The sequence below is a fragment of the uncultured Olsenella sp. genome, assembly GCF_959602185.1.
GTDB lineage: Bacteria > Actinomycetota > Coriobacteriia > Coriobacteriales > Atopobiaceae > Olsenella_I > Olsenella_I phocaeensis.
Map to the genome: position 1 here is coordinate 1 of NZ_CAUGRZ010000007.1, position 25,735 is coordinate 25,735.

The following is a 25,735-nucleotide window of genomic DNA, read 5'->3' on the forward strand; positions in this document are numbered from 1 at the left end:
CCTCCCAGAGGATTTAATGCTAATTCCTATTCTTTTACGAAAGTAAATATTAAAATACTTCCGTTATTTTGACAAAGCGGAATTTGCACGCTGTTGGCACATGCCAAGCGTCTACCTGCTTCGGCAACCATCGGGTGCGATTGCCATGTAGCAGCACTTACCTACGTGGAAGTGTTACAAGCATGGTGGTCCCGTTCTCGGAGCTCTTTTCCACCTCTATCGTACCGCCGTGAAGGGCGACGATTTCCCAGACCAGAGAAAGGCCGAGGCCAACTCCGCCATATGTCCTGCTACGCGACGTGTCGATACGGAAGAAGGGCTGAAAGACGCTCTTTTGGTACTGGCTGGGTATCCCAGGTCCGCTGTCTTCCACTCGCACGAGAGCGCGGTCGTCCTTCGCGCAGACGGAGACGCTGACGGTGGAATCGGAGCGGCTGTATCGTATGGCATTTTCGGTCAGGTTGAACAGCATGCGATACAGCAGGGTGTCGCTGCCAGGCACCTGGGCTTCTCCATCACATGTGAGGGCGATGCCCCTTTGCTCGGCAAGGGGGGAAAGGTCGGTAAGAACCTCCTCGACCATCGGTGCAAGTTCGATGATGTCGTTGCAGGAGACGCTGCAAAGTTCGCTCATCTCGAGCAGTGTCCTTGTCATCTGAGACATTCGCTCGGTCTGCTCTTGCAACGAGCCGAGCAGGCTAGCCGTGTCGGGCTGCGCGTCGGGATGCTCGGAGCAAAACAGCTCGATTTGGGCCTGCATCAGCGCCAGCGGCGTCCGCAGCTCGTGCGCGGCGTTGCCCGTGAACTGCCGCTGCGCGGCAAAACCCTCGTCAAGGCGGTCGATCATGTCGTTGAATGATGCGCTGCAACGCCCAAGCTCCGACGGCACATCCTCGGTGATCTTCATGTCAGCCAGATTGTCGGGTCGCACGTTTTCGACCTGAGTCGCAAAGGACCTCAGCGGTCTGAGTGCACATCCGCTTACAAAATACGCCAGGATGCCTCCAAACAGCGTCATTACTGCCGTTATGCACCAGCTGGCCGTGCTAAAGGACCCCTGCGCATCGCTCACGACGATCGTGAGCTCGTGGTCTATCTCCTCATTCGCCGGGTCAAACGACGTGGGGTCGCCCCCGTTGATGTCGTCGCGGGCTGTCAGGCCGATGCCAATCGACTCCATGGAGCGCATGCCTAAGTAGCCGATCAGGCAATTCATGAGCACGCAGGTCAGACACAAAACCAGCGCCGTCATCAGCGTAATGCGCCATTGCAGCGAGAGTCGCTTCACTTAGACCTCCTCCATTACATAGCCCTCTCCAATGCGGTTGCGGATGGGGTCGTGCCCCAAGGCGCAGCGCAGCTTTTTCCTGAGCGACGAGATGTGTACCCTCACCGAATTGCTAAAGCTGTTCACGCTCCCGTCCCACACATGCTCGATGAGCTCCTCCTGACTTATCGGGCGCCCCTGGTTGAGCATGAGATACTCTAGGATTCCCATTTCCTTGCGGGTCAGAGACAAGACCTCATCGCCGACGGTCGCCATGCGCAACTTGGTGTTGAAGCAAAGACTTCCGCAAGTCAGCACGACATCGTCTTGTGTAAAGCGCCTGAGCGTCAGGCTGCGAATCCGCGCCGCGAGCTCATCCAGATGAAACGGCTTGGTCAGATAGTCGTTGGCCCCTGCGTCCAGGCCCGCCACCTTGTCGGCGACCTCGCAGCGGGCTGACAAGATGAGCACCTTGGTCTCTCGGTCATCTTTCCTAAGGGTTTTGAGCACGGTCATGCCGTCGGCATGGGGAAGGTTGAGGTCGAGCACGACAAGGTCAAAGCTCTCGACAGCAAGTATTTCTAAGGCCTGGCGCCCGTCGTAGCTGCAATCAACGCTATAGGCAAGATTTCGCAGGCTGCGCGCAATCGCGTCGCACAGCACCCGCTCGTCTTCGACAACCAAAATACGCATGACACTCTTCTCGTGCAGGTCTTTTCACGCTTAACAAAGATTTTATGGCCAGTATGGTCCAATGGTACGCAAGACGAAAGGAGCAACCAAATTGTTCAAAGCAATAAAACCCATAGCTCAGCTTGCCTTGCTGGTCATCGGGATAACCATGGTGTGCTTTGGCGTTATGCGCGGCGAGGCAGACGCCGTGTTGGCTAAGGCTATCAGATTATGCTTGGAGTGTATCGGAATTGGATAAGAAAAAAAACTCCGCCTCACATCTTTTGAGCCGTTTTCGCTCTTGGGTGCAAGCGGCGGCGACGTTGCTCACCAATGTCCACCTGCCCAATTTCGTCAGGGGCGGCATCTATCAGGGTGCGGGCAAAACGGTCTGCGTGCCTGGCCTCAACTGCTATTCGTGTCCGGCGGCCTCGGGCGCGTGTCCCATAGGCTCGTTTCAGGCGGTGGTGGGTTCCTCAAAGTTCAACTTTTCCTATTACGTGACGGGAACGCTGATTTTAATCGGCGTGCTGCTGGGACGCTTCGTATGTGGGTTTTTGTGTCCGTTTGGCTGGTTGCAGGAGCTGCTGCATAAGATTCCTGGCAAGAAGCTATCGACAAAAAAGCTCAAGCCGCTCAGGTATGTGAAGTACGCCGTGCTGCTGCTTGCTGTAGTTTTGCTTCCCGCGCTGGTCGTAAACGATATGGGAATGGGCGACCCCTTCTTTTGCAAGTACGTTTGTCCGCAGGGGGTGCTTGAGGGCGCAATCCCGCTGTCTATCGTTAACGCCGGCATACGCTCTGCTTTAGGCCGGCTGTTTACTTGGAAGCTCATCATCTTGGTGATGGTGGTTGTGCTAAGCGTGCTCTTCTATCGTCCTTTTTGCAAATGGATCTGTCCACTTGGCGCATGGTACGCGCTCATGAATAAGGTATCCCTGCTAGGGATGCGCGTTGACCAGCATAAGTGCGTCTCGTGCGGCAGGTGCGCAAGGGTGTGCAAGATGGACGTTGATGTCACGCGGTCGCCCGACCATGCCGAGTGTATTCGCTGCGGCAAGTGCGTAAGCGCCTGTCCCGTTGGTGCCGTTAAGTTTCGCTACGGCTTAAGCCTGCCGGACAAGCAGTCTTCTCAACCACGCGAGGAGAAGCAGCACGTAAAAGCAAAGATTTAGGTTTTAAGAAAACGGAGGAAAGTTATGAGTGTTATGAAGCTACCAAAGATTGCAGTCGCACTGGTGATGTCTGCGCTGGTGTTGTGTCTTGTAGCCTGCTCGACGCCCGGAGCTGATAAGGGAAAGCCAGCAGGAAGCGATGCGGACATCGAGGCCTTTATTGCAGAGGAGCCAAAGAACGCCGAGGAAGCGACCGATCTGTACAACAGGCTCATGCAAAAGGAAAACGACATTTTCTCAAGCGACAAGGAGCTGTGGGAAAAGGTATTTGCTGAGGCAAACAAGGATTCCTCGATGATAGGGAACGGCTCAAATTACGGTGAGTTCCTGCTTTCTACTGTGGAAAGTGCCAAGGATAAGTTCTCGACTGACGAGTTCAACGTGCTTAAGGCAGGGGCCGAGCAGATCAAAAAGATTGAGGATAAACTTACGGCGCTCAAAAAGAAGTTCCCCGACTGCGTAAAAGCACCTGAATCAGGCGATAGTGTTGATGCGTCGAGCGCGGGAATGACAGGCGATACAAGTAAGTCCACCAAGTTCCCCAGCTTTAAGGGCAAAGATCTCGATGGCAACGACGTAAGCAGCGATGAGCTTTTCTCAAAGAGCAAGGTGACTGTGATGAACTTCTGGTTTACCAGCTGCAAGCCGTGCGTGGAAGAGCTTGGAGAGCTGGAGGCGCTTCACAAGAAGCTTGCCGAAAAGGGCGGCCAGGTAGTAGGTGTTAACTCTTTTACGCTCGACGGCAACCAGGGTGAGATATCGGACGCTAAGGATGTCCTATCGAAGAAGGGTATTACATACAAAAACGTCTGGTTCAAGACGGATAGCGATGCAGGCAAGCTTGTCTCGGGGCTCTTTTCCTTCCCGACTACCTACGTTGTTGATAGCAAAGGCAACATCGTGGGAGAGCCAATCGCAGGCGCAATCACGTCTGCTGCGCAGCGAGAGGCACTGGACAAGCTGATTGATCAGGCGATTGCAAACAGCGCAAAGTAGGGTTCGACGACAATATAACGCAATGAGCTTAGCATCTGCGGCTGCGTGGCACACCACCGCGCAGCCGCACTGTTGTCTAGATACTCCCGCACTATCCCCTCAGAGCAAAGATTCTGACGCGCTGAGGCAGGATGACCAGGTCAATGGGTAGCTCTGGCCCGTCGCCCCCGTCGTGCCCGCATTGCAGGCTACCGTCAAGGCACTCGATGCGGATGTTCTTTCCGCTCAACAGGAGCACCTGGTCGCTCTCCTCGGCAGTTCTTGTCAGGATGTTCGGAATGACCTGTGCCAAGATTTCGGACACGGGAAAGTGGGGGATTTCACGCTGCTATGGGCAGCTTCCCCCAGCCCGGGGCGGTCCTCGCGAAGAAGGTGTCCATGAGCTCGCCGGGTACCTGGTAGCCCATCGTCGAATGGGGTCTTCTGCGGTTGTGGAAAACCTCGATGTAGTTGAAAACCGCCCGCCTAGCATCGGCCCTGGTCTTGAAGCTGCGTCTGTAATACATCTCGTTCTTCAACGTCGCAAAGAAGGATTCTGCCACCGCGTTGTCGTGGCAGTTGCCGGTCCTAGAGCATGAGAGCCTTACGTTGTTTTCTTCGGCCCAGTCCAAAAGCATTCGGCTGGTGTACTGGGAACCCCTGTCGGAGTGGAATACGGCGTTTTTGGCCACATATCCGCGCCCCTTGGCGGTTCCCAAGGCGGCAGCGACGATGTCGGCCGTCATGCGCTCGGACATCGACCAGCTCACGACCATACGGGTGGCAAGGTCGATCACGGTTGCCAGGTAGAGCCAGCCCTCGCCCGTGCGCAGGCAGGTGATGTCCCCGCAGAGCTTGACGGTAGGCACCGGGGCCGTGAAGTCGCGCCTGATGAGGTCTTGAGAGGATGGCCTCTGGCGTGGTCGCGGGTTCAATGTTGAAACTCACCTCACCATCGCGCGGGTCCATGGGATCGCGAGAGAAGCGACCGCAGAGCTCGAGGCCCAGCATAAGCTGGACTGCGGGTTGCATAAAGGCGCCCATCTCGACAAACAGAAGCTCGGGCCCTGCCGCAGAGACGCCGCAGCCAAGATCGACGAAAGCGTTCTTGGGAAGTGGGTGTCCGTATACGCGGCTCTTGATCCCAGAGATGCGCAGGCGTTTGTCCTTGGCGGGAACCGCGATGTCGAGTGGTCGTTTTGTGGGAAAAGGGCAGAGGTCCCCAAAGCGCGTCAAGGCCGCTGAGAGACGCTTGGCAGACCAGCGTTTGCCCTCGGCAAAGACAGGGGCAGAGAGGCCCGTGCGCAGGGAGAGCACCTCGGGACCAAGGTCCTCGATCCGTTGTGCTCGTACCGCGCGGATCAGCCGCAGGGCAGCCAGCCCATCGATGGTGATGTTCACAGCGCGGCGTCAGTCATGCTTGAAAACAGTGTACACAAATTGCATGAATGCAGCTATACCACCACGATATGGGGCAAAAGTGTACGATATTGATGGCCGCAACCATTGGATCCAGGTCACCTGCCGGGGTAAAGCTGGTCAGCTACATGGCTGCAAGACGACCGTCTTTCATCTCGAGCACCTCGTCATAGCGCGCGGCATGCTCCGCATCCAGCTGATGCGTCACGGCTATCAGGGTCACCCCGTCGAGCGCCAGCAGCGTGTCCTCAACCCGTGCGGCAGTCTCCTTGTCTAAGGCCGAGGTCGCCTCGTCCACGAGCAGCGTCGTCTTGCCGTAGAGCAGGGCGCGGGCTATGGCCACGCGCTGGCGTTCCCCACCAGAGAGGCGCCCCCCGCCCTCCCCGACCGGTGTGTCCAGCCCGTCGGGCAGCGCGGCGATCACCTCGTCAAGGCCGGCAAGGCGCAGGGCGCTCCCTATTTGTTCGTCCGTGAACGTCCCTCCAAGCCCTATGTTCTCGCGCAGCGTGTCATCAAATAAAAAGACGTTCTGGTGCACCCAGGCCGCATCGGGGACACAGCCTGCCCTGCCATCTACGAGCACATGACCTGAGCTGGGGCGTAAGGATCCGCCCAAGAGCTCCAACAAGGTTGACTTGCCACAGCCGCTCTTGCCCACGATGGCATACTTCTTGCCAGCGTCGAAGCGCTTCGAGCAGTTGCGCAGGGTCGTGGGCGCATTGGAGAGTCTGCCTTCGGCCGGGTCCGTATCGCCGTACGAGAAGCTCACGTCGTCGAGCTCGATGGAGCGCCTCGGCTCGCACACCGCGATCTCTTGCCTGGCACCCGGCGTGTCGCTCGGCTTGTCGAGCCTGTCGAGGATGGGGTAGGTCGACTTGAGCTTGCTGATCTTGTCTGACAGCTCCGTCGCAGGGGAGATGACGCTGCCCGAGAGCTGCGTGACGGCAACGATGCTGCCAATGGTCACGTAGCCCCATATCGCGAACACGCCCGTCATGCCCATGATGCAGAACTGCATCGCGATGCCAACGACGCTTGCGAGGCTTCGAGCGCACGCCATCGTCATGTTGAGGTCGGCCTTATGCCTCTGGTAGCGGCCAATCATCCCACTCAGCTTGTCGAGCACATGTTGCTCCACATGAAACGATCGTATGACTTCGCCCCCTTGTGCGGTGTCGCGCACGCGCCCATTATAGCTTTTAGCATCCTCGACAACCTGCTGTTGCTGACAGGACAGGCGCTTCCCGAAGAGCTGTGGGACCAACGTCGGCAGAGCCATGCCCGCAAGGGAGATCAGCGCGACGAGCGGGTTGATCAGCACGAGCATGATGCAGCCTATGGTGATCTGGAAGACGGACTCCAGAATGCCCAGGGAGCCTGTGATGCAGTCGTTCTCGAGCACGTCCATGTTCTGGCCGAGGACGGTCAGCTGCTCTGCGCTGTCGCAGACGCGACCGCACGACGCGCCCGCTATCATCCCGCGCGCCGCCCCCTCGCGAATGTTGACCATGGCGTCCCTGACGATGAGCGCCCTCAGGGCGTCGGAGGCAAGTCTCAGGGCTCCAAGCACCAGTGCGTACAGGCACGATGTGAGGGCTAGGCGCACCACCGGAGAGACGTCCCCAACGGCCACGGCGGCTGTGGCGGCGTCAAGCAGGGCGCTGAGCAGGAGCGCTATGCCCATCGATGACAAGCAGAAGAGAAAATCGACCACGCAGAAGCAGGCAAGCCCCCTGGTGCCGATGTGCTTTCGTATGTACCGCATTCCTCGCATACTGATGTGCCTCCTTACGATGACACGTGCATCATCGCAGGGATGGCGGCGTGACTCCATATCGAATGATGTATATTTGGACGTTCGCGAGACGCTATGTCACAACGATGGCGGGGTGCGGGCGTTCGCGTCAGAGCCTCACGCCCATGTTCTCCTGGACCCAGTTCCGTACGGCGGCAGCGTGCTCATGCTGCCCTGTGAGGTCCATGTACGGGGCGATGTGCCTAAGGATGCCCAAGGCCTCGTCCCTTTGCCCCTCGCGATACCTGACGCGCGCCTCCGCGTAGAGAATCACGGGCATGTATGTGAGAATCCCCTCGTCAAGAGCCTCGCTGTGGGCGCGCTCGATGTAGCGGAGGGACTCGACGTAGCGCCCCTCCTGCTCGAGGCTCAGCGCAAGGTTGAGCTCGCAGCCAATCTTGTCGTCGGCCCAGTCCTGCGTGCCATTGTCCTGGTTGTCCATCGACTCGATGAGCTCCTCGCCAAGACGTGACGCATCGGCATGCCGTCCCAGGTAGCACAGTGTCGGGACCATGAGGCCTATGCACTCGGCTTCCGTCGGAGACAGCAGCGTGTGCCTGAAGTCATCGAGCCTCAGTGTCGGCTTGGTCAGCCTGATGGCTTGGTCGAGCAGGTCGAGCGCTCGGCCCAGCTCGCTGCCATCTATCGTGATGAGCGTAGATGCGTTCAGCATGAGGTAGAGCTGCCGGTAGCTTGGCCTCTCGCGAGACGACTCGTCCATGGAGTCAAGCAGCTCGCGCGCCTCGTCCGATCTCCCACGGTGCAGCAGGGCCCTGGTGCGCTTGGCAGCCCGTGCGAACTCGCTGTCGCGCTCGTTTTTGTAGTAGACGTCGCAAAGCTGGTAGGTGCTGGCCCCAAGACGAGAGAGCAGGCCATCGAGCACGGCCTTCGTGGGCATCTGCCTTCCGGTCTCGACGCGCGAGACGGTAACGGGCGAGCATATGCCCTCGGCAAGCTCTTCCTGCGTGAGGTGCCTCTCCTTTCTGAGCAGACGAATGGTGCTTCCCAGCGAGTTGTTGTCTTCCATTGCTACCGCCTATCGTAGCCCTGATGCCCTGTGTGCTTCAGGCAGGTGCTGTGCCGCGATGCTGTCAGGCCGGTCTCCGTCGCCCCTCTCGGTAGACACCGGTGCAGACGCCATCACCGGCCCCATGGGTTGTCATCCTATGTTCTTGCACTGCGTTGGCGCCGAGAACCCATGTCCATCAAAAACCGGGAGGATCCTCTAAAATAAATCGCTATGTGATCCCGTCCGGGTAAGATATAAAACCAGCTCGTCTCTGTCCGTTTCGTAGATTAGCAACCAATCTGGCGTAATGCGGCACTCACGATACCCCACATAGTCCCCGGAAAGTTGGTGATCCCTGTTCGTTTCCGGCAACGGCTTCCCCGCAGCTAGCTTTTTAATAATCGGTCAACAAAGAAATATCAAAGCCACGCTTTTTCAGGCGCTTAAAATCATCCCGAAATTGTGTAGTTGGTCTTATGTTATATATCGGCAAGCAGCTCCTCCACCATCATAGCAGGACCAAGGTGTATATCGATGGCCAGAGCGGCACCACAGGACTCCAGATCCACGGCCGCATCGAGGCGCACGAGGATCTCAGGCTGCTACGCATCAGCGATGAGAGGCGTCATGAAGTTAAGGAGCGCCGCAAATTCCTGAACGATGCTGACATCGTCTTTTTGTGCCTACCCGACGAGGGGGCACGCCAGGCGGTCTCGCTCGTCGAGAACCCCGACGTCTGCATCATCGACGCATCCACGGCACACCGCACCGCCAACGGGTGGGTCTACGGCTTTCCCGAACTCTCTCTGGGGCAGCGTCGCGCCATCGCCTCGAGCAGGCGCATCGCCAACCCGGGCTGCCATGCCACCGGCCTCGTCTCTGTCGCAGCGCCGCTCGTCCGCATGGGTATCCTGCCCACCGACTATCCCCTCTGCTGCTTCTCCCTCACGGGTTACTCGGGCGGGGGCAAGCGTATGATCGCCCGCTACGAGGAGGACGGGCGCGACGACGCCCTCGACGCTCCCGGCCTCTACGGCCTCGACCTCGCACACAAACACCTGCCCGAGGTGCAGAGGGCCTGCGGCCTTGCCCAGCCCCCCGTGCTCGTGCCCGTCGTCGATGACTACCGTCAGGGCATGGCCACCGCCATCATGCTGCACAGTCGTCTGCTTAAGGGCGCGCCAAGCGCGAGGGAGGTCTGCGAGGAGCTACGAGGATACTACGCGGACCAGTACTTCGTGAGCGTCATGCCGTTTGACCTCACGCCTCCCACGATCCACGCGAACGAGCTCGTCGGCACCAATCGGCTGCGCATCACCGTCTGCGGAAACGCGGAGCGCATCAGCGTGACGACACTCTTCGACAACCTGGGCAAGGGGGCTGCGGGCGCAGCCGTACAGAACATGAACATCGCGCTCGGCCTCGACGAGACAACCGGCCTGGAGTAGCCCGCAGGCCCGATGGTCGACACCGCATCTGGCTCCGCGCTCCCTGCCCCCGAAGGGCAACCCCCAAAGCTTGAAGAACAGCAGGGGACGTCCCTCAGTCGAGCGGTCGGTGGGCAGCTAGGCGGTAGGCTAGCGAGCCGAGTAGCGTCCATGCGCACCTCCAGGAAATCCGGTCAAATCTTGGGCTAGCGTACCCATTTGGCCGGATTGATGGCCGGATTGATGGCCGGATTGATGGCCGGATTGATGGCCGGATTTGTGGCCGGATTGGCGCGACCGCTCGACAGGTGGCGCAGCAAACCGCAGCAAGCTCAGCGACCCGCTGCGGTCCCCTGCCAGCCAGGCTCACACGAGCTGCAGGTGCTCGAGGCCCGAGGCTACCCCGTCTTCCGACACCGAATCGGTGACGTAGTCCGCGAGGCGCTTGACCTCGGGGATGGCGTTGCCCATGGCCACGCTCACGTCCACCTCAGAGAAGAGCGTGAGGTCGTTCTCCGAGTCACCGAAGCCATAGGTCACTCCTACGTCATCACCAAGATGTGAGAGGACCGCCTTGATGCCGGCCTTCTTGGTATTGCACGCGAGGCCGACCTCGGAGTTCTGCATCTCGAGGCGACTGGCGACCAGCTGGGAACCCAGCTGGGGGTCAGCGACGAGCTCGTCTGCGGCGGAGCTGCGGATGACCAGCTTGTAGGCACAGCCGTCCGGGAGCTGTCCGATTGCCTCGTCCATCGTGTCTGGCGTGCCGGAGCGCCTGCCCAAGGCTCCTCCGCGCAGCTCGACGGCACCATGGGCGGACTCTATCAGCGCGCCGTAGCCACCTGCAGCCAGGACCCGGTCGATGTGGGCGAGGACGTCGGCCGACAGGGGGCGATCGCGCAACACCTTATCGCCCATCGTCACGTAGGCGCCCGCCAACGCAATGATGCCACTGAACGGCAATGAGGCCAGGTCGGGGTGGATACCCACAGGCGAGCGCCCGGAGCACAGAAACGCGTGGTTGCCACGGGCGACCAGGCTGCGGATGGCTGCGGCGACGCGCGGACTGGGCGTGGGCGACAGGCCCCTCTCCCACTCGGGCAGCGCATCGCGCTTGTTGGGATCGGTCCACCCAAGGGTTCCGTCGATGTCGAAGAAGACCGTCGCTTTGCCTGATTGTGCCATGACACTCCCCATCTCAGTAGCCGCACCAGCGCGAGGCGGACGTTGCAACCGATCAACCACCGGGGACCCACGACAGCCGCACGGGACCCCGGTGGAAGCTTACACCCTCGGGACAAGCAAATCCCTAGTCATTGCCGACGAGCTTGTCGAAGCGCTCGCGGACCTTCGTCACGCTGAGACCGATGATCACCTGCATGGCCTTGCCGTTCTTGGAGATGCCCATGGTGCCGATGGACTTGAAGTCCTTGTCCTCGGCTACCTTGGTCTCGTCCTTCACGTTCACGCGCAGGCGTGTGACGCAGTTGGTGACGTCCACGATATTGTCCACGCCACCCAAGAGGTCAAGGATGTTCGCGGCAAGAACCATCTTCTCGTCGCTCGTGTCGATGTCGGGTGCGGAAGAGCCGGCCTCGTCGGCGTCCTCGGAGCCGACAGACTGCGCCATCCCATGTGCCTTGCGGAACTCCTTCTTGGAGCCGAACTTTATCTCCTCGTTTTCCTCACGACCAGGAGTCTTGAAGTCAAACTTCAGAATAAGGAAACGGAAGATAAAGAAGTAGATGGCCGTGAAGGCAAGGCCGACGGGAATGGCCATCAGGTACGTGAGGCCATGCGAGGCAGCAAGCGGTATGAAGTTGAACGACGCCATCTCGATGAGTCCGCCCGAGAACACGCCCACGATGCCGATTAGGTTCATGCAGGTCGAGAGCAAAGACGCGAGCAGGGCGTGGACAACAAACAGCGGGGGCGCGACGAAGAGGAAGGTAAACTCAATGGGCTCGGTCACGCCGCACAGGACAGCAGTGATGGTGATCGGGATCAAAAGGGCAAGGAGCTTCTTACGATTGGACTTCTTCGCCGTGACATAGAACGCTGCGGCGACGCCGGGCATACCGAAGATCTTGGACCAACCCGTCGCAGTGATGGCGCCCCAAGGAGCGAGCTCCTTGAGGGAGGCGGTAGAGGCAGCGAGCTGGGGCAAGGCCTTGGCCCACTCCGCGTAGATACCCCCATTGACGGCCACGTTGTCGTAGTAGAACGGGGCATAGAGCAGGTGGTGGAGGCCGAAGGGGATGAGCAGCCGCTCGAGGAAGACGAAGATCGTGACCCCCCAGGTGCCCGCACTCATGATGACACCCTGAAACACATGCATGCCAACCTGCACCTTGGGCCACAGCAGCACAGAGATGATGGCGCAGGGGAGCATAGCAAAGAAGGCGACCATGTAGACGAAGGTGGAGCCCGAGAACACGCCCAGCCACTCAGGAAGCTCGGTGTCAAAGTACTTGTTGTGCAGGCTGATGACCACCCCAGAGATGAGCAGGGCTCCAACCATGCCCATGTCCAGCGTCTTGATGCCGCCTATCGTCGCCAAACCAGAGGCGTTTCCGACCTCGGCGGTGAAGTCGACGCCCAAGGCCGGACCCCAAGCAGTTAGGATAGCATTTACGAAGTAGTTGAATGTGAGGTACGAGACGAGGACCTCCATGCAGCAGCGACCGCTCTGCTTGCGGGCAAGTCCAATGGGCAGGGCGATGGCAAAGAGCAGCGGGAGCTGGTTGAAGACGGTCCAACCTCCGGCCAAGATCACGCTCCATACGTTGTACCAGATGGTACCCTTGGCCGCTATCGGCCCCACAATTACCTCTGTGGTAAATAGGGTTCCCAGTCCCACGACAATGCCCGCGAAGGCAAACAGCAGAACTGGCGTGAACATCGCCCCGCCAAACTTCTGGATCTTCTGCATCATGGCGCGTGTCCCTTCTCTGGGTGCGAGCTCGATGCTGCCCCGTGACCGACCTCTTCGGTCATCTTGTTTGAACAAGTATAGCAGCTTCTTGGACATGTTATTCAAACAAGTCATTTTTTTTGGCACCTATCCCAAGCGATTCGCGTCACTGCCCAATCTTGCCGGGTGGTTTGCTTTGAACTCGGCGGGCATCCCACTTCCTGGATTTTTCATCCATATGCGCGGGAGGGGGAGTTCCATCAGGACGGTTGCGGTACAAGGTAACTATGTGCTCACAATCGATCTAGACAAGGTGCGCCCGAGACACTCGAGGCCTGCGCCAAGACGACGACTACGCAGTGAGGAACACGCGATGCCCAAAGCGCTCTTCGAAGACATATATCTAAGTATTAGGGAGAAGATCAAGGACGGAACCTATCCCTACCAATCGTTTATACCCTCTGAGAGCGAGCTTATCGGCGTGTACTCCTGCTCGAGGAACACCGTCCGCCGAGCGCTTGCCATCCTAGCCGACGAGGGCTTCGTGCAACCCATCCACGGCAAGGGCGTCCGAGTCATCTGGTACCCTGACTACCGCGACGTCATCGGTTCCTTCGATGGACTCTACTCCTTCGAGGAGTATGCGGCGCACAACGACATGAGGCCGGGCACCATCGTGAGGGAGTTCGAGCGGCTCGTCTGCGGGAAGGGACTTGCCGGATACACGGGCTTCGACGAGGGAACCGAGCTCTATCGCATGGTCCGCACCCGTAGTCTGGACGGTTTCACCTGCCAGATAGACACCAGCTACCTCCTCGCCGACATCATCCCCGACCTCTCCCCCACGATCGCCGAGAGTTCCGTGTACAAGTATCTAGAGGAGGAGCTGGGCATGAGGATACTCACCAGCCGCCGCCAGATAACAGTCGGCCTCGCCAGCAAGGAGGACCGACGGTACCTCAACCTGGGTCCCTTCAACTGCGTCGCCGTCGTCGAGAACCAGACATACAACTCGGACGGCCTCATGTTCGAGTTCACCCAGGTGCGCAGCCATCCCGACACGTTCAGGTACTGCGTGGTCTCGAGGCGCCAAGCCTGAGCCCCTCGCTCCGCCGCGTACTCCTAGAGCGGGTCTGGCCCGAGGCGGGGACGTACGCCGCCCCGGGCCACGCTAGGTCTATGACAGGTGCCAGATGTCCTCGTCGTACTGCGCGATGGTGCGATCGGAGGAGAACGTGCCCGCCATGGCCACGTTCACGAGCGCCTTCTGGATCCAAGCATGACGATCCTCGTAATCCCCATACACCCGCTCCTTCAGCTGGATGTACTCCTCAAGGTCCAAGAGGGCCATGAACCAGTCCTTGTTGACAATGTCATCGTGTAGGCGGCGCAGACGCTCGGCGTCACCCGTCGCCATGAACCGGGGGTTCGTAATGAAGTCCACGAGCAGCTTGACACCAGGCCGGCTATAGTGCGCGGACGCGTCGTAGGCGCCCTCGGCGTAGAGGCGCTCCACCTCCTGGCTCGACGCACCAAAGGTGTAGATGTCATTCTTGCCCACCAGCTCGGCAATCTCGACGTTGGCGCCGTCGAGCGTGCAGAGGGTCACGGCGCCGTTGAGCATGAACTTCATGTTGGAGGTACCGCTCGCCTCCTTGCTCGCCAGCGAGATCTGCTCGGAGATGTCAGCTGCGGGGATGAGGTGCTCCGCCGCCGTGACGTTGTAGTTCTGGACCATGAGGACCTGCAGGTACGGAGAAACATCGGGGTCCTGGGCCACCCAATCGGACAGCGTGAGGATGAGGTGGATGATGTCCTGGGCGATAACGTAGGCGGGTGCCGCCTTCCCGCCAAAGACGATCGTGATGGGGCGTGCGGGCAGATTGCCGTTCTTGATGTCCAGGTACTTCCAGATGATGTAGAGCGCGAGCATCTGCTGTCGCTTATATTCGTGGATACGCTTCACCTGCACGTCGATGATCGCGTCCTCGGGAATGCGCGCGCCCTGGTTTTCGAGCATGAACTGCCGCATGCGCCCCTTGGCGCTGTCCTTCGCCCTCTCGAACCCCTCTATCACGGCCTTATCGTCCAAGTGCTCCTTAAGCGGCGTGAGATCCGCGCTCTTGTGCCAGTCCGTACCGATGGTATCGTCCAAAAGTCCGGTGAGCTCAGGGTTGCAGCCCATGATCCAGCGGCGAAACGTAATGCCGTTCGTCTTGTTGCTGAACTTCTCGGGATAGATCTTATAGAAGGGTGCGAGCTCCGTGTCCTCCAAGATCTTGGTGTGGAGCGCCGCTACCCCATTGACGCTGCAGCCAAAGTGGATTGCCAGGTTTGCCATGTGGACCACGTCATCCTGGATGATGGCAACTGCGGGATCAGCGTAACGCTCCTTGGCGATAAGGTCGAGCTTCACGATAATGTCAGCTATCTTAGGAGCAACGGTCTTGAGGAACTTGATGGGCCACTTCTCGAGGGCCTCGGCCAAGATCGTGTGGTTGGTGTAGGCGACCATCTTCTCGACCATCGCGACGGCCTCGTCGAAGCCCATGCCATGCTCCTCGGTAAGCAGGCGAATGAGCTCGGGGATGACCATCGTGGGATGCGTGTCATTGATCTGCACCATGACATAGTCGGGCAGGTCACTCAGGTCGCTGCCACGTTCCAGCGCCTCGCGCAGGATGAGCTGGGCCGCGTTGCTCACCATGAAATACTGCTGGTACACGCGAAGCAGACGTCCCTTTTCGTCCGAGTCGTCGGGGTAGAGGAAGAGCGTGAGGTTCTTCTTGACCTCGTCCTTGTCAAACTCTATCGAGTCGGCGGGGACCAGCGAGTCATCCACGCCCTCGAGGTCGAAGAGCCTCAGGCGATTCTTGGTTGGACGGCCGTAGCCCGTCACGTCGATGGAATAGAGTCGCGACCTCACGTTGAAGTCACCGAACACCACATTGAAGCTCACGCCCTCGTCGTTGAGGACGGCCTGCCTGTCGAGCCACCCATCGGGAAGCGCCCGCTGCTGCTTGTCGCGAAACTCCTGACGAAACAGACCGTAGTGGTAGTTAAGGCCCACGCCGTCACCGGGAAGACCCAGGGTTGCTATGGAGTCCAGGAAGCACGCGGCGAGCCTGCCCAGGCCACCGTTTCCCAATGACGGCTCCACCTCAAGCTCCTCGACCTTGTTAAGGTCGTGCCCAGCCGCCTCGAGCTGGGCCTTGACCTCATCGTAAAGGCCAAGGTTGATGAGATCACTGATCAGCAACTTGCCGATAAGAAACTCCGCGGACAGGTAGTAGAGGCGCCGCTTGCCGGCATTGAGAGGCAGCTTGGCGCTGCGCTGCCTCACGATGCCCTGCAGCATGGCGCAGATCTGCTCGTCGCTCAGGGCCTCCAGGTCAAGGCCGTAGCTGTCGTGGGCGCAGGTGTTCAGACTCAACATGTGTCTTCCCTCTTTTCAGTCTATTGCTGTGCGTAAGGACGGCGACCGGACGATCCGGGGCGCTTGGTTGTGCGAATGGCCTCATCACGCCGGGAGCTCGGGCGGCCGTGCTCCGGGGACGCGAAAGTAGGTCTGGGTGAGGTCGAGGAGGGCTTCCTCGACGGCTCGGGTGATGGCACCCTCCCTCATGCGCCAGTCCCAGTTTCCACCTAAGACGGCTGGCACATTGATGCGCGCCTCGTCTCCTAGGTCAAGTAGGTCCTGCATGGTGTAGATGCAGGTGTCACTGACGGATGCGGCGATGGCGCGGTTGAACGCAGCCCCCACGGGCTCGCCCTTGGCCCGCCTGGTGTAGCGGTCCGCCTGTTCGCGCTGGCGCGGGGTCGCCGTGTTCTCGTACCAGCCACGAACGGTCTGGTTGTCGTGGGTACCCACGTACGCGATGGTGTTAGGCGTGTAATGATGGGGCAGATAATACGAATCGCTGTTGCCATCAAAGGCAAACTGCAAGATCTTCATGCCAGGAAAGCCCGTGTCCTCGCGCATCTTGATGACCTCCGGAGTCATGAACCCCAAGTCCTCCGCAATGATGGGGAGCTTGCCCAGCTGCCGTGTCAGCTCGTCGAAGAGTGCCGTGCCAGGACCCTTGCTCCAAGAGCCAGCCGCAGACGTCGCAGAGCCAAAGGGCACGTCCCAGTAGGACTCGAAGCCCCGGAAGTGGTCGATGCGCACAATGTCGTACATCTTAAGGCTCATGCGCATGCGCTCGACCCACCAGGAGTAGTGATCCTGGGCCATGGCGTCCCAGTCGTAGATTGGGTTACCCCAGTACTGTCCTGTTGCGGAGAACTGATCGGGCGGAGTGCCCGCGACGCTCGTGGGACTCCCGTCCTCACCGACCCTGAAGAGCTGCGGCATTGCCCACATCTCGACGGAATCGCGCGAGACGTAGATGGGCATGTCGCCCACGATAAGCACTCCGCGCTCGTTCGCGTAGCCCTTCAGGCTCTCCCACTGCTTGAAGAAGAAGTACTGCGTCATCAGGTGGTACTGGTAGTGGTGCTCACGCTTGGCGCTCAGGTCCCGCGACGCCTTCCCCGGGTTGCGATACTGCTGTGGCCACTCGTGGAAGGCCTTAAGGCCGAACTCCTCCTTGACGGTCATGAACTCGCAGTAGCTGTCAAGCCAACTGGCGTGCCTGCGTGAGAACTCGTCTAAGTCGGAGGGGGGGTCCTGCATGAAGCGTGCCGTCGCACGCTCGAGCACCTTCCTGCGCGCGACGAAGATCGTGGCGTAGTCGATGCGCGTCGGGTCATCCCCGAACTTTACGCCCTCAAGGTCGCCGCGCTTCAGGTAGCCCAGCTTTACCAGCTCGTCCAGATCGATGAAGTTGGGGTTGCCCGCGTAGGCGCTGAACGACTGGTACGGCGAATCACCGTAGCCCGTCGTGGTCAGCGGCAGGATCTGCCAGTAGCGTTGCGAGCAGCGGCTCAAGAAGTCGACGAACTCATAGGCCTTCGGCCCGAACGAGCCGATGCCATACCTCCCAGGCAGCGCAAAGATTGGCATCAACACTCCACTTGCTCGCATGGCGTCCTCTTCTCTCCTAGACCCACAGGCCAATTGTAACGGATACTCACCACGGTCGCGCGACCACTGCACGATCGTTCGCTACCGCTACTCACAGACAGGCTCGTCACTCAGATTCGCAGACACGCTCCTTCGTATAGGTACATTACTCGTTTGAACAAGTTTGGCTCTTCGGTAGTTCTCGTGGCCTAGGGGTCGTCTAGCTGCCCCTTGCCACCTTCCTCCTCCTCTTCCCGTCGCGTCCCCTGCCCCTCCTCCTCTCGTCCACCTTCCTCCTCTCCTCCCCCGCGGTCCTCCCGGGGAAGTGCCGGCCGCCCATCGGAGCGGCGCAGCATGAGAAGCGCGACGAGGTTGCCGGCGTTGCGGAACCCGTGGCCCATGCGCGCCGTCACCTTGATCTTGTTGTTGATGCTCTCCGCGCGGCCGTTTCCGATGCCCAGCGCCACGGCGGCAACGACGTCCGCGCGCCTGCGCCCCACCTTCTTCTCGACGGCGACCACGGGCCCGATCTCGCGGTAGGCGGCCCCGCGCGGCCAGCCGTCGGGCATGGCCTCGGCCTCGACGGCCGTCCCGGCGCGGAAGACGGCCCTCAGGTCCTCCTTGAGGTCCCAGGCCGTGAAGAGGCGCCGCCCTCCCGGGCTCGGCGGGCTTCGCCCGCTGCGGCCCCGTGGGGTCCCCCGGGTTCCTCACCGGCGCGCAGCGGCTTCCCCTGGTCGCGTCCGCAGCCTCCCTCAGCGCCCTGGCCTCCGGCGGGGTCCCCTCGCCCCCGCGCGGCCTGCCGGGCCCGTCGCGCCTCGGCATCGCGCCTTGGGCGGCCCTCTTGGCGACCCGCCGCTCCTCGCGCCCGGCCTCGTCGAGCGCGTCGCTCGTCCGCTCGGCCACGCGGAATGGGTCCATGGCCCACCGGGCGTTGGGGCACCCGCGCCTGGCCAGCGCCTTTGTCCACTTGGCCCCGCCGGCCGCCACGACCTCTATGGCGCGTCGCTGCTCGCGCGCGGGCTCGTCGAGGAAGAGGCCCGGCACCTCCTTGCCGTACCCCTCGTGGGCCCAGACGGGGCGTCCCCGGCCGTGGCCGACGACGACGGTCAGGTACTCGTGGCCCTTCTTGTAGCCGGTCTCGTCGACGCCGGTCCGTCCCAGCCCGTCGAAGCGCCCGACGCCCCCCTGCGCCCCGGTCTCGTCGTAGGCCCCCCCGCGGATGCCGCCCACGCCGTGCCACTCCGCTCGCGCGATGCGCGAGTGGGCGGGCACGCGGCACCTCACCGCCAGGCACGCGACCCAGCCCTCGAAGTCGCGCGTGCGCCTGGACCCGTGCCTCGCCCACGGCACGCTGGCGGGCCCGTGCTCCAGGAGGCACTCGGGCCTCGCCGGGTCCATGGCTCCCCGCCGCCTGGTCGGCTCGCGGTCGTGGCGCTCGCGCCTCCGACCGCAGATCGGGCACCCCGGCCGCCCCCTCCTGTGCGGTCCCGCCGACGCGACGGTCGCGTCGCCCTCGGTCGTCACGCCCTCCACGACGGTCCTCACAAGCGCGAGGGCATGCCGTAGGATCTCCGCCATGCGTCCGCCTCCCGTTGCTCCGGATGCTTTTGGCGAAGTGGAATCCTACGGGAAAGGGGCGCCGAGCGGCCCCTTGCGGGGCCGCTCCTGTCAGTCCCACCTGCTTCCTACGCGTGAGCCGGTCAAAGCGGTCGGTGGTCACCCACACAAGCTACCGAAGAGCCGGATTTTCTCGATTTGTCACTCTTCACTCCCACCTGCGGTTTTGCGAAACGAGAGGCCAAAAAAACTGGGTGACTACAAAGTGTAAGCGTCGGGCGACAATCGCCCCAAACAGTCAGGCAATCATCGCCCCTCGGAGTCAGCGCTGATTAGCCAATCTGAGCCAACGGATAATCGCCGATGCGCCAGCGTGGTTGGTGGCTTACTTGCCGGTTCCTACACTCGTAGCTTCGACACCGATGGGACCGCCTCCACCGAGAAGGTCTCACACCCCGCGCCCCGGAAGCTGGGCCCGCGCATCATGTACACGGACGCCTTGTCGAAGATGCGGTCGAGCGTGCAGACGAGCGTGTCGCTGTCCCCCTCGAAGAACTCGTCCCAGTTGTTGACCGGCGTGTTGCCGGTGAGGACGGGCGTGTTGGGCACCTCCTTCTCGTAGCGCCTGTCCACGATGTCAAAGAAGAGGTTGGTGCAGGCGCGGTCGAAGGTGCACCTGCCGATCTCGTCGACTATCAGGCAGGATGGCTTGACCATCGACGAGACGACCTTCGCGGTCGTGCCGCCCTCCACCGCCCTCTCCAGCCTGTCCTTGAGCTCGCTGGCCTTCAGGAAGTACGTCTTGTAGCCCCTCATGCAGCACTCGCGGCCGTATGCCTCGGCGAGGCGCGTCTTCCCGATGCCGCCGGGCCCCACGAACGCGATGTTCTTGCGCGCGTGCAGGTTGGCGAGCGCCGGAAGGCCGCGCAGCGCGGCGGCGTCGCGGCCCTGCATCCTGGCGAAGTCGAAGTTGCCGAAGGTCTTCGGCGCCTTCTGCGGCAGCCTGCTCAGCCGCAGAAGCGTGGCGATCGCGCTCTCGTGGTGACGTTTCGCCAGGTAGGCGAACACCTCGCCGGCCGCGGCCAACTCGGCGTCTCCGAAGCCGCAGCGCTCCGCGACGGCGGCGACCTCCTCCGCGGGCAGGTCGACCTTGAACGCGGCCGCGTCGGCGCTGATGGCCTCGTAGGCGCTCGCGAGCGTGCTCTCATCGGCCATCTTCGATCATCCCCCCGAAGTCGAACTTCGCGAGCGCCGGGTTGCCCGCGGGCAGCTCGACGCGCGGGACGGTCGCCCTCACCGGCCGTGACGGCACCTCGCAGGGCTGCGCGTCGACGTACTGGCCCTCGCAGAAGCTGTCCTCCCTTCCCCGGGTGACGGGGTGGACGCAAAGCTCCCGCGCGAGGTCCTCGCTGTATACGTGCAGGCACTCGCCCTCGCGGCTGACTCGGCACACGCTTCCGTCGTACCAGTGCGGCACGCCGAGGCGGCGCCCCTCGTAGCTCACGAATCCGTCAAACGTGATGCGGCGTCTGGGACAGAGGCACATGGCGACCTCGTCACCGACCGCAAGCGCGCCCGCGGCGGGCAGGCACTTGCTGCCGTGCTCGTCGGCAGGCACGCAGTCGAGCGCGCGGTGGTAGCTGCCGCCCTGCCGGGCGCACCACGCGAGCGCCTCCTCGTTGAGCTGGGTGATGTCGTGGAAGTCGCGACCCGCCAGGAAGTTGTCCTTCACGTAGCGGACCAGGCGCTCGACCTTGCCCTTGGTGAGTGGGTGCCTAGGCTTGCAGAGCTTCGTCCTGAATCCGACGCAGGCCATGAACGCCGCATAGTCGGTCTGCCAGACGGGACGTCCCTCGGAGTCCCGGTAGAGCGCGACGCTCTTCATGTTGTCGGTCAGCACGTGCTCCGGCACGCCCATGGCCATGAACGCGTGCGCCATGCCGATGAACAGGTTCTCCTGCCTGGCGTTGGGAAAGAACTCCGCATGGCAGGTACCACAGTGGTGGCAGATCATCGCGAAGCAGGCGGTCCTGCACCTCACGCCGGCCTCGTCCCCGAGGTTCACGAGGCCCCAGCCCATCTGGTGCGCCTGGCCCGGCTTGGTGTGGAAGCGCTGCCCGCGGCTGCCCTGCGGCGCCGCCGTCTTGCGCTTCGCCGGCGCCAGGGACATGTGCGCCCTGACGTAGTCCTTGACCGTGGCGAGGCCACCCTTGTAGCCGTCTGCGACGAGGCGCTCGTAGACGACCGACGAGTTGGCCACCCCCTTCGCGAGCAGCTCGTCGGCAACTCGCTCGTGGCCGGTCATCTTTGTGACCCCGGCCTTCCTGCCCGTGTTGGCGTGGGGCCTGACCTTGAAGCCGTTCTTCTGAATGGTCCTGAGCCTCGACCTGGTCAGGCCGGTCCTCCTGCGCAGCTCGGCGAGGTTCACGTCCGCCAGGTCGATCGGGTGCCCAGCGTCCTCGGCCATGTCCGAAAGGGCCTTGTCTATAATATCCTGCAGGTCATTGCGCTCGTTGGGTCTGCCCTCCATAGCCCTCCTTACACTGGCGCATCGGCAAGACCAGTGTAGGCCGCTCGACGGCGCAATGGCCGTTTCTGCTTGACCGGGAGTGGCCATTATCTTCTGACTATTCGGGGCTGATATCGCCTGGCGCTAACATCATCTACGACGTGGACGAAGAAGGCGCTGCCAAGGTCCATGACTTCACGGTCAATGACCAGGGCATGATCTCCTTCGACGGCAGCAAGGATATGACCGACGTGTTCGAGTGGACCGTCGAGAACATGCCCAAGGACATGCGCACCACCGCAATCGACAAGAGCAGCGGGATCCACGAGGGTCAGGCGCGCGAGAAGATGTGCGTCATCGATACCGTGGCGTACACGGGCTGCATCCCCGGCAACGAGTACACCGTGACAGGCACGCTCATGGACAAGGCCACGGGCGAGAAGGCACTCGATTCGCAAGGCAAGGAGATCACCGCATCCGCCACGTTCAAGGCCGAGGACTTCACCGGAACAGTCGAGATCGAGTTCACCTTCGACGGCGCGGGCCTCGCAGGCCACGACGTGGTCGCTTTCGAGACCATGACGCACGAGGGCAAGGAGTACATGGTCCACGCCGATATCTCCGATGAGGGCCAGACCGTGGACGTCATCGACATCCACACCACGGCGACCAACCCCGATACCGGCGACAACCTGGGCAGCACCGCAGAGGAGCTCGAGCTCACCGACACGGTGGCGTACCAGAACCTGAACCCCGGTAGGACGTACAAGCTGGTCACCACCCTCTACGACTCTGTCAACGGCAAGGAAATCCTCGACGCCGACGGCAACGTAGTTTCCGCCGAGACCGAGTTCGCCCCCGAGGCCGAAGACGGCACCGTCGACGTTCCGATGACTGTCGAGACCGAGGGCGTCGCTGGTCACACGCTCGTGTTCTTCGAGCGCCTGATGGACTCCGAGGGCAACACCGTGGCCACGCATTCCGATGCCAGCGACGAGGACCAGTCTGTCCACTTCGCCGGCATCCACACCAACGCGGTCGACGCCGACGACGGCGACAAGAATGTCGTCGCTGACGGCACAACACAGGTGACCGACACCGTGACCTACGAGAACCTCGTACCCGGCAAGGAGTACGTCCTCACCGGCACGCTCATGGACAAGGCCACTGGCGAGCCGTTCAAGGACGCCAAGGGCAACGTCGTGACCTCCACGGCCGCATTCACGCCAGACAAGGCCGAAGGCACCGTCGACGTCGCGTTCGAATTCGACGCCACCGGGCTGGAGGACAAGACGCTCGTAGCCTTCGAGACGCTCACTCGCGACGGCGTCGAGGTCGCGGTCCACGCGGACATCGACGACGAGGCGCAGACAGTCGAGCTCTACACGCCCGAGGAGGGCACGCCGGGCAAGGGCTATCCCAAGACCGGCGGCTCGGTGCCCGTCGCCCCGATCGCGGCGAGCATCGTAGTGCTCGCTGGATGCGGAGCCGCGGGCGCGACATACGCGCTGAGCAAGCGCCGCAAGGGCCTGGCTCCCGAATCCGACGAGCAGGACGGACAAGAGCCCGAGGAATAACGGCTGAATAAGAAGCCGAAAAGGGTGGGGCGGGCCACCGAGCCCGTCCCGCCGTCACGTCAGGAGAAGATGATGAAGAACGCGAAGATGCTTCTGTTCCCGTTGGGCGGGATCGTGCTCATGGTCGCCGTCGCCCTGGTCCTCACATGGGTGACTGCGACTCCCGATGAGAAGAACTTGATCGCAGACTGGATCGAGGACTATATCGGCCAGGAGCAAGATGAGGACGTGCGGCAAATCGATTGGGCCAGCTTGCCCGACGAGGTCGTCGCATGGGTCGAGGTCCCCGGAACCGAAATAGACGAGCCCATCGTGCAGGCGAATCCGGGCTATCCCAACTACTGGCTCTACGCGGACGTGTTCGGCGAGGGCGGTCACGGAACGCCGTATATCGACTGCGACTGCAGCTTGGACGGTCCCTTCACAATCGTCTACGGGCATCATATGGATGACGGCAGCGTCTTCGCCGGCTTTGCGAGCTACAGTGACGCCGCTTTTGCTGAAGACCACCGGACTGTCTACCTCTACGTTCGTCAAGACGATTCACGTCGCGAGCTAAAGGTCGTAGCAGTCAACGTGCTCAACGCGAGTAACGATTCATTGCAAACAGAGTTCAAGGACCAGAGGGCCTTCAAAGATTACGCGTTGTCCTGTTTCGAGGAAAGCGAGGTGGTGCTAGGCTCGCATGAGGACATAAGCCGTTTGTATGCTTTCGCCACGTGCTCCTACGAGACCTGGAACTCACGCACCGTTGTATATGCGGAATAATTCACACGATACATAATGACCTTCGCCCGTGCACTCGAGTATCGAGCGCACGGGCGTATAATTTATATAAGCCTTATTGAAAGCAAGGAGAAGCCGATGGATGAGAACGAAATCAAGAAGGCATTGCTCAACGGCAAAAAGGACGAGCGGATCATCTTCGCCGTAACCCCCGCGTTCAAGAAGGTGATGGGCGAACTTGCCGAAGAGGAATGCAGCACGGTAAGCGCCCTTCTTACCGATATTGCAGTTAAGGAAATCTTGAAGAATGCTTCAAAGCTCGACTTCGCCAAGCCGGAGTCATAGGAATCGGAAGTACGCCTCGAGCCGATCCAGGAATAGCCGTAGGAGGAACAGATGACAGCAACCGACATCATGACGAGCCCGGAAGAGACTCCAGTCGAGCAACCGACCCAGAAGCAGATCGTTGAAGGTCTGATTTCAGGTAAGAAAAAGAGCAGCAACAAGCAGGAGATTGCTGAGTTCACAAAGGAGTGGTCAAGACTTGCACGCAAGGAAGGCGTAAGCGACAGCTCGGTCGGATTGCTGATTGACGGCTTCAGCATTGCCGGAGCGAATCCATTGTTTGCACTTATGGGGACCGATGAGTCATGTTTGGCAACCTTGCGAGGAATGAAGAAGCTCCCCAAAATCGAAGAGAATCTACTCGGGGCTTCGCTCAGGATCTATGTGCATTTATTCGCTCTTTCCGTCAATGCCGGCAGGAGCTGGGACTGCATAAACTCGATTATCTCAACTATACCGAAATACGCATACAACAAAGAGGGAAAACCTTTCGGGACGAACTCCGCGACGATTTCGAAATACTTGCTGCGTGAGCTGAACGCCGGCAAGGCATCGGAAGTTCTCACGGGCGCTGATCTGCAAGAGTCGACTGCAAACAAGTTGGTCACAATCTTCTCCTCCGCTTTCGAAGAGGCAGTGTCCAAGAAAAAGCCGGTCAAAACTGAAGTCGATTCGGTCAAGGTATTGAAAAAGTGGTTTGAATCCAAGGCCACAAAGACCGAAGAGGCCACCGCAATCACCAAGCCGCTCTCTGGCACGTTGAAACTAAAAGAAACCGCTGATTTCTGTAAAACCGGTAGCGAAAAGACTGCCAGTGAGCCTGCCGCAATAGCAAAGGAGCCCCATACTCCGATTGCCGGTGCGGAGGGTAAAGGGGACGAACCCTTGACTTACGATGCAGTGGTTGCCGCAATCCGGAAGCTCGACCGCGCTCACGCCATTACCGAGTCAAAACTCTCATCTGTGGAGAACATGCTTCGAGCGAAAGAGGGGGCGATCGAAAAACTCAAAGCGTCGCTCGACGAGGCGAACAGTCACATTGCTTCCCTGAAGGAAGCCAATAGCGACAAACAACAGCAGATCGACAACGCGAACTACCAGATCGAGAAGCTCCAACATGAGATAGAAGAGGCGAAGTCGACGGCAGACGCCCGCGCGGAAATGATTGCCATGCTTGACAAGAACAGGGATCAGAAGGGAAGCGAGGCGCTTGCCAGGATTGCCTCGAAGCTCAAAGCAGATTACGGAGACTTCAAAGAATACGAGGGAGAGACTATGACTGTCGAGCTCGGCGAGATTGTAAAGCTGCAGCTCGGCCAAGTATTCGAGACCCTCAAATCCGCTGGTGTGAAGCTCTAAGGGG

21 protein-coding genes and 3 pseudogenes are annotated in these 25,735 nt (G+C 60.7%); 9 read left to right on the plus strand and 15 right to left on the minus strand.

The window, feature by feature from the left end; translation table 11 throughout:
• Positions 1–157: 157 nt before the first annotated feature.
• Positions 158–1,288 (minus strand): HAMP domain-containing sensor histidine kinase, encoded by a 1,131-nt coding sequence (locus Q5923_RS06010; protein ID WP_303132810.1) that lies wholly within the window; start codon positions 1,286–1,288, stop codon positions 158–160.
• On the minus strand, positions 1,289–1,960 hold the full coding sequence (locus Q5923_RS06015; protein ID WP_303132812.1) for a response regulator transcription factor: 672 nt from the start codon (positions 1,958–1,960) through the stop codon (positions 1,289–1,291).
• A 61-nt stretch (positions 1,961–2,021) separates the two neighbouring features.
• Here Q5923_RS06015 and Q5923_RS09565 point away from each other — a divergent pair, with 61 nt between their 5' ends.
• From Q5923_RS09565 to Q5923_RS06030, 3 genes are read left to right on the plus strand one after another with little or no spacing between them, the layout of a single operon-like run.
• Positions 2,022–2,198, plus strand: a complete 177-nt coding sequence (locus Q5923_RS09565) for a CD1871A family CXXC motif-containing protein (protein WP_072499955.1) — start codon at positions 2,022–2,024, stop codon at positions 2,196–2,198.
• Positions 2,191–3,114, plus strand: a complete 924-nt coding sequence (locus Q5923_RS06025) for a 4Fe-4S binding protein (protein ID WP_009278014.1) — start codon at positions 2,191–2,193, stop codon at positions 3,112–3,114. The genes Q5923_RS09565 and Q5923_RS06025 overlap by 8 nt, the downstream gene beginning before the upstream one ends.
• A gap of 24 nt (positions 3,115–3,138) precedes the next feature.
• Positions 3,139–4,110, plus strand: coding sequence for a TlpA disulfide reductase family protein (locus Q5923_RS06030; RefSeq protein ID WP_303132814.1), 972 nt, complete (start codon positions 3,139–3,141; stop codon positions 4,108–4,110).
• 91 nt (positions 4,111–4,201) lie between these two features.
• On the opposite strand, the gene Q5923_RS06035 is transcribed toward Q5923_RS06030, so the two are convergent.
• The 5 genes and pseudogenes from Q5923_RS06035 to Q5923_RS06055 form a co-directional block, all read right to left on the minus strand.
• Positions 4,202–4,348, minus strand: coding sequence for a hypothetical protein (locus Q5923_RS06035; protein WP_303132817.1), 147 nt, complete (start codon positions 4,346–4,348; stop codon positions 4,202–4,204).
• 82 nt (positions 4,349–4,430) lie between these two features.
• Complete coding sequence (locus Q5923_RS06040) at positions 4,431–5,024, minus strand: IS3 family transposase (RefSeq protein ID WP_303132819.1); 594 nt, start codon at positions 5,022–5,024, stop codon at positions 4,431–4,433.
• 608 nt (positions 5,025–5,632) lie between these two features.
• On the minus strand, positions 5,633–7,282 hold the full coding sequence (locus Q5923_RS06045) for an ATP-binding cassette domain-containing protein (RefSeq protein ID WP_062529469.1): 1,650 nt from the start codon (positions 7,280–7,282) through the stop codon (positions 5,633–5,635).
• 130 nt (positions 7,283–7,412) lie between these two features.
• Positions 7,413–8,330, minus strand: a complete 918-nt coding sequence (locus Q5923_RS06050) for a helix-turn-helix domain-containing protein (protein ID WP_072499958.1) — start codon at positions 8,328–8,330, stop codon at positions 7,413–7,415.
• A gap of 198 nt (positions 8,331–8,528) precedes the next feature.
• Positions 8,529–8,799, minus strand: a pseudogene (locus Q5923_RS06055) (type II toxin-antitoxin system YafQ family toxin).
• Between the two features lie 37 nt (positions 8,800–8,836).
• Between Q5923_RS06055 and argC the strand changes: the two are divergent.
• Positions 8,837–9,760, plus strand: a complete 924-nt coding sequence (gene argC / locus Q5923_RS06060; protein WP_303132823.1) for an N-acetyl-gamma-glutamyl-phosphate reductase — start codon at positions 8,837–8,839, stop codon at positions 9,758–9,760.
• 345 nt (positions 9,761–10,105) lie between these two features.
• Here the strand turns inward: argC and Q5923_RS06065 are convergent, their stop codons facing one another.
• Both Q5923_RS06065 and Q5923_RS06070 read right to left on the minus strand, forming a co-directional pair.
• On the minus strand, positions 10,106–10,924 hold the full coding sequence (locus Q5923_RS06065) for an HAD hydrolase family protein (RefSeq protein ID WP_231782221.1): 819 nt from the start codon (positions 10,922–10,924) through the stop codon (positions 10,106–10,108).
• 124 nt (positions 10,925–11,048) lie between these two features.
• A complete protein-coding gene (locus tag Q5923_RS06070) occupies positions 11,049–12,674 on the minus strand; it encodes an alpha-glucoside-specific PTS transporter subunit IIBC (RefSeq protein WP_303132826.1) in 1,626 nt (541 codons plus the stop codon).
• 352 nt (positions 12,675–13,026) lie between these two features.
• Here Q5923_RS06070 and Q5923_RS06075 point away from each other — a divergent pair, with 352 nt between their 5' ends.
• Positions 13,027–13,752: a GntR family transcriptional regulator gene (locus Q5923_RS06075; RefSeq protein WP_303132828.1), complete on the plus strand. Its 726-nt coding sequence runs from the start codon at positions 13,027–13,029 to the stop codon at positions 13,750–13,752.
• Between the two features lie 78 nt (positions 13,753–13,830).
• On the opposite strand, the gene Q5923_RS06080 is transcribed toward Q5923_RS06075, so the two are convergent.
• From Q5923_RS06080 to Q5923_RS06100, 6 genes and pseudogenes are all read right to left on the minus strand, one after another.
• Entirely contained in the window at positions 13,831–16,089 is a 2,259-nt protein-coding gene (locus Q5923_RS06080) for a glycogen/starch/alpha-glucan phosphorylase (protein ID WP_303132830.1), read from the minus strand.
• Between the two features lie 84 nt (positions 16,090–16,173).
• Entirely contained in the window at positions 16,174–17,679 is a 1,506-nt protein-coding gene (malQ, locus tag Q5923_RS06085) for a 4-alpha-glucanotransferase (protein ID WP_062529455.1), read from the minus strand.
• Positions 17,680–17,867: 188 nt separating this feature from the next.
• Positions 17,868–18,293 (minus strand): annotated as a pseudogene (locus Q5923_RS06090) (transposase); the annotation flags it as partial.
• 211 nt (positions 18,294–18,504) lie between these two features.
• Positions 18,505–19,236 (minus strand): annotated as a pseudogene (locus Q5923_RS09570) (transposase); the annotation flags it as partial.
• A gap of 378 nt (positions 19,237–19,614) precedes the next feature.
• Positions 19,615–20,430 (minus strand): ATP-binding protein, encoded by an 816-nt coding sequence (locus Q5923_RS06095; protein ID WP_303132833.1) that lies wholly within the window; start codon positions 20,428–20,430, stop codon positions 19,615–19,617.
• Positions 20,420–21,745: an IS21 family transposase gene (locus Q5923_RS06100; RefSeq protein ID WP_303132835.1), complete on the minus strand. Its 1,326-nt coding sequence runs from the start codon at positions 21,743–21,745 to the stop codon at positions 20,420–20,422. Before Q5923_RS06100 ends, Q5923_RS06095 begins: the two co-directional genes overlap by 11 nt.
• Before the next feature lie 140 nt (positions 21,746–21,885).
• Here Q5923_RS06100 and Q5923_RS06105 point away from each other — a divergent pair, with 140 nt between their 5' ends.
• The 4 genes from Q5923_RS06105 to Q5923_RS06120 all read left to right on the plus strand — a co-directional run bounded on the left by Q5923_RS06105 (position 21,886) and on the right by Q5923_RS06120 (position 25,731).
• Positions 21,886–23,301 (plus strand): VaFE repeat-containing surface-anchored protein, encoded by a 1,416-nt coding sequence (locus tag Q5923_RS06105; RefSeq protein ID WP_303132837.1) that lies wholly within the window; start codon positions 21,886–21,888, stop codon positions 23,299–23,301.
• 72 nt (positions 23,302–23,373) lie between these two features.
• The gene (locus tag Q5923_RS06110) at positions 23,374–24,069 is read left to right on the plus strand and encodes a class B sortase (protein WP_303132839.1); all 696 of its coding nucleotides are present in this window, start codon (positions 23,374–23,376) and stop codon (positions 24,067–24,069) included.
• A 96-nt stretch (positions 24,070–24,165) separates the two neighbouring features.
• Entirely contained in the window at positions 24,166–24,372 is a 207-nt protein-coding gene (locus Q5923_RS06115; protein WP_303132841.1) for a hypothetical protein, read from the plus strand.
• 51 nt (positions 24,373–24,423) lie between these two features.
• Positions 24,424–25,731 carry a hypothetical protein gene (locus tag Q5923_RS06120; protein WP_303132843.1) on the plus strand — a complete coding sequence of 436 codons (1,308 nt, stop codon included), beginning with the start codon at positions 24,424–24,426 and terminating at the stop codon, positions 25,729–25,731.
• Positions 25,732–25,735: the final 4 nt, after the last annotated feature.